General features: G+C 65.2%; 3 protein-coding genes, 4 pseudogenes and 2 other annotated features. Of the genes and pseudogenes, 6 read left to right on the top strand and 1 reads right to left on the bottom strand.

The features are described from left to right. The 3 pseudogenes from NF20_RS27355 to NF20_RS19790 form a co-directional block, all read left to right on the top strand. A pseudogene (locus NF20_RS27355) lies at nt 1–85 on the top strand (transposase); the annotation flags it as partial. Nucleotides 86–142: 57 nt separating this feature from the next. After that, a pseudogene (locus NF20_RS19795) lies at nt 143–1,403 on the top strand (IS3 family transposase). After that, nucleotides 442–573 (top strand) — a sequence feature (AL1L pseudoknot). Its footprint overlaps the pseudogene before it by 132 nt. A 39-nt stretch (nt 1,404–1,442) precedes the next feature. Further along, nucleotides 1,443–1,820: pseudogene (locus NF20_RS19790) on the top strand (transposase); the annotation flags it as partial. 31 nt (nt 1,821–1,851) lie between these two features. Here the strand turns inward: NF20_RS19790 and NF20_RS19785 are convergent. Further along, nucleotides 1,852–2,834 (bottom strand): annotated as a pseudogene (locus NF20_RS19785) (IS3 family transposase); the annotation flags it as partial. Continuing rightward, nucleotides 2,683–2,814 (bottom strand) — a sequence feature (AL1L pseudoknot). It overlaps the preceding pseudogene by 132 nt. 132 nt (nt 2,835–2,966) lie before the next feature. On the opposite strand from NF20_RS19785, the gene NF20_RS19780 reads away from it, so the two are divergent. The 3 genes from NF20_RS19780 to NF20_RS19770 form a co-directional block, all read left to right on the top strand. After that, complete coding sequence (locus NF20_RS19780) at nt 2,967–4,049, top strand: tyrosine-type recombinase/integrase (protein WP_033717226.1); 1,083 nt, start codon at nt 2,967–2,969, stop codon at nt 4,047–4,049. After that, entirely contained in the window at nt 4,043–6,304 is a 2,262-nt protein-coding gene (locus NF20_RS19775; RefSeq protein ID WP_007172470.1) for a tyrosine-type recombinase/integrase, read from the top strand. The genes NF20_RS19780 and NF20_RS19775 overlap by 7 nt, the downstream gene beginning before the upstream one ends. Then, nucleotides 6,294–6,644, top strand: a 351-nt coding sequence (locus NF20_RS19770) for a DUF6262 family protein (protein ID WP_033717404.1), incomplete at its 3' end; no start/stop codon positions are given. The genes NF20_RS19775 and NF20_RS19770, both read left to right, overlap by 11 nt.

The following is a 6,644-nucleotide window of genomic DNA, read 5'->3' as shown; positions in this document are numbered from 1 at the left end:
GATCGCTGGCGATTTGGAGTTGCGGATTCCCAAGCTTCGGTCGGGCTCGTTCTTCCCGGCGCTGCTGGAGCGGCGCCGCCGGGTGGTCTGAAACGCCCTGGAAATCCCGGAGGCTCCTGACCTTGGAAACGAGGATGCAGGTATGCCGAAGGAACAGTCGCCCGGGAAGCCGACGACACGTCGATACAGTGCCGAGGAGAAGGCCGCCGCGGTGCGGATGGTCCGCACCTTGCGCGCGGAGCTGGGCACCGAGCAGGGCACAGTGCAGCGGGTCGCTCGCCAGCTCGGCTACGGAGTGGAATCGGTGCGCACCTGGGTCCGTCAGGTCGACATCGACGAAGGCCTGGCTCCTGGGGTGACGACCTCGGAGTCGAAGAAGGTGAAGGAACTCGAACAGGAGATCCGAGAACTCAAGCGTGCCAACGAGATTCTGAAGCGAGCGGCAAGTTTCTTCGGGGCGGAGCTCGACCGCCAACACAAGAAATAGTCGATTTCATCGACGACAATCGCGGGGAGTTCGGGGTCGAGCCCATCTGCACGGTCCTGCGCAGCGCAGGCTTGCAGGTGGCCCTGAGCACCTACTACGACGCCAAAGCCCGGGTCCCATCGGCGCGGGCCCTGCGCGACGCCGTCCTCGGGCCGGCGTTGTGCCAGCTCTGGAAAGACAACTACTGCGTCTATGGGGCCCGCAAACTCTGGAAAACGGCTCGTCGCGATGGTCATGACGTCGGTCGCGATCAGGTGGCCCGGCTGATGCGGGCCGCAGGCATTGAGGGGGTCCGGCGCGGCAAACGGGTGCGGACCACCAAAGCTGACCCAGCCGCGGCGCGGCACCCGGACTTGGTGCACCGCAACTTCGCCGCGGCTGCCCGAACCAGCTCTGGGTGACCGACCTGACATTCGTGCCGACCTGGGCCGGGGTGGCCTACGTGTGCTTCATCATTGACGCACACTCGCGGATGATCGTGGGGTGGCGGGTGGCTTCGCACATGCGGACCTCGATGGTTCTCGACGCGTTGGAGATGGCGCGTTGGTCACGCGGAACTACATTGCAGGACTTGATATGTCACTCAGATGCCGGGTCGCAATTCACGTCCATTCGCTACGGCGAGCGGCTCGCTGAGATCGGCGCAGTCCCGTCAATTGGGACCGTTGGAGATAGTTTCGATAACGCTCTCGCGGAGACAGTCAACGGTTACTACAAGGCCGAGCTGATCTACGGGCCGGCTCGAAGCAGACCGTGGAAGACCGTCGAGGACGTAGAACTCGCCACCCTCAGTTGGGTCCACTGGCACAACACCAGCCGCCTGCACAGCTACCTCGGCGACATCCCACCCACGGAGTTCGAAGCCGCGTTCTACGATGCATACCGGACCGACCAACCCTTGATCGGAATCCAATAGCCCGAGCCTCCGGGAAACCCAGGGCGCTTCAATCAGTGCTTGTTCGCGGTGGTGATGGAGGCCTATTTGCACGGCACCTCCACCCGCAAAGTCGACGATTTGGTTAAAGCCCTCGGCGCGGACGCCGGCATCTCCAAAAGCGAGGTCTCCCGGATTTGCGCCGATCTGGACACCGAGGTAGGCGCCTTTCGGGACCGGCCTCTATCCGAGCAGCACTTCCCGTATGTGTTCCTCGACGCCACTTACTGCAAGGCTCGGGTCAACCATCGGGTGGTCTCCCAAGCGGTCGTCATCGCCACCGGTGTCGCGGCTGACGGACGCCGTGAAGTGCTCGGCTTCGACGTCGGTGACTCCGAGGACGGCGCGTTTTGGACGGCGTTTCTGCGCTCACTGAAAACCCGCGGCCTGTCCGGGGTGTGAAGCGCCCTGGGTTTCCCGGAGGCTCGGGCTATTGGATTCCGATCAAGGGTTGGTCGGTCCGGTATGCATCGTAGAACGCGGCTTCGAACTCCGTGGGTGGGATGTCGCCGAGGTAGCTGTGCAGGCGGCTGGTGTTGTGCCAGTGGACCCAACTGAGGGTGGCGAGTTCTACGTCCTCGACGGTCTTCCACGGTCTGCTTCGAGCCGGCCCGTAGATCAGCTCGGCCTTGTAGTAACCGTTGACTGTCTCCGCGAGAGCGTTATCGAAACTATCTCCAACGGTCCCAATTGACGGGACTGCGCCGATCTCAGCGAGCCGCTCGCCGTAGCGAATGGACGTGAATTGCGACCCGGCATCTGAGTGACATATCAAGTCCTGCAATGTAGTTCCGCGTGACCAACGCGCCATCTCCAACGCGTCGAGAACCATCGAGGTCCGCATGTGCGAAGCCACCCGCCACCCCACGATCATCCGCGAGTGTGCGTCAATGATGAAGCACACGTAGGCCACCCCGGCCCAGGTCGGCACGAATGTCAGGTCGGTCACCCAGAGCTGGTTCGGGGCAGCCGCGGCGAAGTTGCGGTGCACCAAGTCCGGGTGCCGCGCCGCGGCTGGGTCAGCTTTGGTGGTCCGCACCCGTTTGCCGCGCCGGACCCCCTCAATGCCTGCGGCCCGCATCAGCCGGGCCACCTGATCGCGACCGACGTCATGACCATCGCGACGAGCCGTTTTCCAGAGTTTGCGGGCCCCATAGACGCAGTAGTTGTCTTTCCAGAGCTGGCACAACGCCGGCCCGAGGACGGCGTCGCGCAGGGCCCGCGCCGATGGGACCCGGGCTTTGGCGTCGTAGTAGGTGCTCAGGGCCACCTGCAAGCCTGCGCTGCGCAGGACCGTGCAGATGGGCTCGACCCCGAACTCCCCGCGATTGTCGTCGATGAAATCGACTATTTCTTGTGTTGGCGGTCGAGCTCCGCCCCGAAGAAACTTGCCGCTCGCTTCAGAATCTCGTTGGTTATCTGAGGCCGTGAGGAAGCTGTTCACCATGTAGACGACACGCGTTCGGAGATGCCGGGAAATGCGTTGTGGACCAGTTATCTTCGGTGTCTGTGACGAGTCCTGGGCTGCGGGTGCAGTCGGTGGTGATGCCGTTCGGCGACCGCGAATCGTGGACGCTGGTGGATCAGGATGCGGTGGTGGTGGAGCCGGTCGAGGCGTTCTTGTCGCATCTGCACGCGATCGAGCGCTCACCGAACACGGTCAAGGCCTATGCCCATGATCTGCGGGATTGGTTCGAGTTCCTCGATCGGGGCGGCCTGGTGTGGTCGCGGGTGCGACTGGAGGAGGTGGGCCGGTTCGTGGCGTGGCTGCGACTACCCGCGGCGGGGCGAGTGGGCAATGTGTCAGCGCTGCCGACGGCGGAGAGCATGTGCTCGGAGGCCACGGTGAACCGCAAGCTATCGGCAATCTCGGCGTTTTATGAATTCCATCAGCGCCACGGAGTGGACCTGGGTGATCTGTTGACGACCTGGCAGCGGCATAAGGGACATGGTGGATCGTGGCGACCACTGCTGGCGCACCTGGGATCTCGACCGGAGCGCAGCAGGCGGATCCGGTTACGGGCCCAGCGGCGCATCCCGGACACGCTGGACACGGAACTGGTCGCGGCGATCGTGGCGGCCTGTGATCGGCTGCGGGATCGGTTCCTGTTTTCTCTGCTGGCTGCATCCGGGCTGCGGGTTGGTGAGGCGTTGGGGTTGCGGCACAGCGACATCGATGCGGCTGCTCGGCTGGTGACGGTGGTGCCGAGGGTGAATACGAATCGTGCCCGAGCCAAGGGCGGGGGTCGCCAGGTGCCGGTGCCGGGCGCGGTGATCCGGCTGTATGCGGATTATCTGCATGGCGAGTACGGCGAGCTGGACAGCGATTACGTATTCGTCAACTTGTGGTCCGGTCCTATTGGGTATCCGTTGACGTATGCCAGCGTCTACGATTTGGTCTGCCGATTGCGGGAGCGGACCGGAATCATGTTCGGGCCGCATACTTTTCGCCACTCGTATGCGACAGAGTTGTTGCGCCGCCAGGTGCCGGTCGAGGTGGTGGCCCATCTGTTGGGGCACGCGTCGATCGCGACGACCAGTGACGCGTACGCGCATCTGAAGGTCGAGGACACCCGCCGCGCGTTGGTGGCCGCGGGGTGGCTGGCGGACCGGGATGGGTCGTGGTGAGCGTCGAGGTGCTGGCGCCGCCGATTGAGCCCGGCTGGGTTGCGCGTTTGGGCGCAGCGGTGCGTGCGGAGTTCCGGGTCGAGGTGCTGGTGCCCGCCGTCGCGGATCCGATTCTCGGGTCGCCGGCATGCGCGGTGCCCGGGTGTGTGCGTTCGAGTCGCTACGCCGGGCTCTGCCCGGCCCATCTGGGCCGGTGGAGAAAGGCGGGTCGCCCGGATGACCGACGGGCGTGGGCGGCGACCGCTGATCCAGAGGTGATGGGGTACCGGCCGCTGCAATCGTGCCTGGTGCCCGGTTGCGGCTTCGGGCAGCATCGGTATCGGTTGTGCTACACGCATTCCCACGCCTGGGACAAGGCCGGACGCCCAGTGGTGGATCGGTGGAAGCCGGACGTGGCCGGCACGCCGGCAGCGGTGTGCGCCATCCCGGGGTGCATGTTGTGGGCCGAACTGGACGCCGGGTGGTGTCATTCCCACCACCGGCGGTGGCGGCTGCGTGGTCGCCCGTCGGCGGCGGAGTTCATCGCCTACTGCGCCAGCTACGGCGAGGATCGCTTCGACTTGCGGCCGCTGCGGCCGCAGTTGCGGCTGGAGATCGGCTACGCGCTGCAATGCCGCGTCGACCTGAACCGAACCCGCACCACACCGCGATCGATCAAGCCGCTGCTGGACCACTTGTCGGCAACCGGGGCCGAGTCGCTGCTGGATCGTCCGCTGGCCGACTGGCTGGCCGGGCTGCCGGCCGCGGCGTCGGTCAACACCCCGCGCGCGTTCCTCGGTTACGCGATCGAGTGCGTGCTCGATTTGCGCGACGGGACCGGCTGGGACAGCGAATACCAGCGTGACGTGTGGCGGCTACGGCGGCTCGGTGTTTCCGGCCATGACGGGGCCAAACTGGATTTCACTGCGGTGCACCCAGTCTGGCTTCGAGAGCTGGCCAAACGATGGTGCCGGTGGCGCATGTCGTGCGGAGTCGGGCTGGGGCAGCTACGCAGTGATCGCCTCGCGCTCGTTCGTTTGTCGCAGTTCATGCCCGGACTAGCGAGCTCGTCGGGCCCGGGTGCGCTCGAGCGGGCAGCGCTGGAGGCCTACCTGGCTCGACTGGCCGTTGAGATCCCACAACCGAAGACCCGCAGCGCCGAGATCGGCTGTGTGACCGGGTTTCTGAATGCCGTTCGCCAGCACCGGTGGGCATCGCTGCCGGCCGAGGCGCAGCTGTATCCCAGCGACCAGCCCCGCCGTGACGAGACACCGGCACCGCGGGCGATTCCCGAGTTCGTCATGGGCCAGTTGGAAAGCCCGGCCAACCTCGACCGGATCAGCGACCCGCGGATCCGGCTGCTGGTGGAGGTCCTCATCCGCACCGGCCTGCGCATTGGCGACGCCACCCGGCTGGCGCTGGACTGTCTGGTTCGCGACCCGCAGGGCGCGGTCTATTTGCGCTACCGCAACCATAAGATGCGCCGCGACGCGGTGGTGCCCATCGACGACGAACTCACCGCCATGATCCAGACGCAGCAGGAGCGCACCCGGCAGCGGTTTCCAACCACCGCCGTGTTGCTGCCGCGCAGCAGCGCCAACCCCGACGGACGGCTGCCCATTCCCACCGTGACGTTCCACCTCCAGCTCGGGCAGTGGCTCGAAACATGTGGTGTCACAGATGAACTCGGTCAGCCAGCGCATATCACCGCTCATCAGTTCCGGCACACGGCGGCCACACGATGGATCAACCATGAGGTGCCGCAGGAAGTGGTCCGACGCCTGCTCGACCACACCAGCCACACCATGACCGCCGTGTATGCCCGATTGGCCGACACCACCATACGAGAGCAGTGGGAACGCGCCCAGAAGATCAACATCCACGGTGAGCCGGTCGACATCACCGTCGACGGGCCCCTCGCCGATGGCGAGTGGATGAAGCAGAACCTTGCACGCGCGAAAATAGCGCTGCCCAACGGCTATTGTGGTCTGCCACTACAGAAATCGTGCCCGCACGCCAACGCATGTTTGACTTGTCCGCTGTTCATCACGACCGCCGAATTCCTACCCCAACACCGCAAGCAGCTCGATGACACCCGCACGTTGATCTCGCGTGCTCAAACCGACGGCCACACCCGCCTGGCCGAGATGAACCACACCGTCGAAACCAACCTGCTTACCATCATCGCCACCCTCGAAACCGACCAACGCGACTGCCGGTGCGCTGCAGCGGGCAGCGAAACATGCTGCGGAAAGGAACCATCCGATGCGCCATGACAACAGCCACTACCTCCTCGCCGCTGCCCAACGCCGCCGCGCCGACACCCTCCAACGCGCCCGGCAAGCCCTGCAGGAACTCGGCGAAACCGGCCAGCGGCGCACTATCACACAGATCGCCGCCCTCGCCGGCGTCTCCCGCTCATGGCTGTATGCCCAGCCCGCACTGCGCGACCAACTCCGCCGACTGACCGCCATATCGGAGACGCCCGAGCCGGCACCACCTGCCCCAGTCGAGCGCGGCTCCGACGCCTCCCTGCGCCAACGCCTCACCCTCGCACACGAACGCATCCGCGAACTCGACAACGAAAACCGTCAACTACGAAACCAGATCGCACTC

The sequence above is a fragment of the Mycobacterium sp. MAC_080597_8934 genome (assembly GCF_000523975.1).
Classification (GTDB): Bacteria; Actinomycetota; Actinomycetes; order Mycobacteriales; family Mycobacteriaceae; genus Mycobacterium; species Mycobacterium avium.
This window is presented reverse-complemented; position numbering and strand designations above follow the sequence as displayed.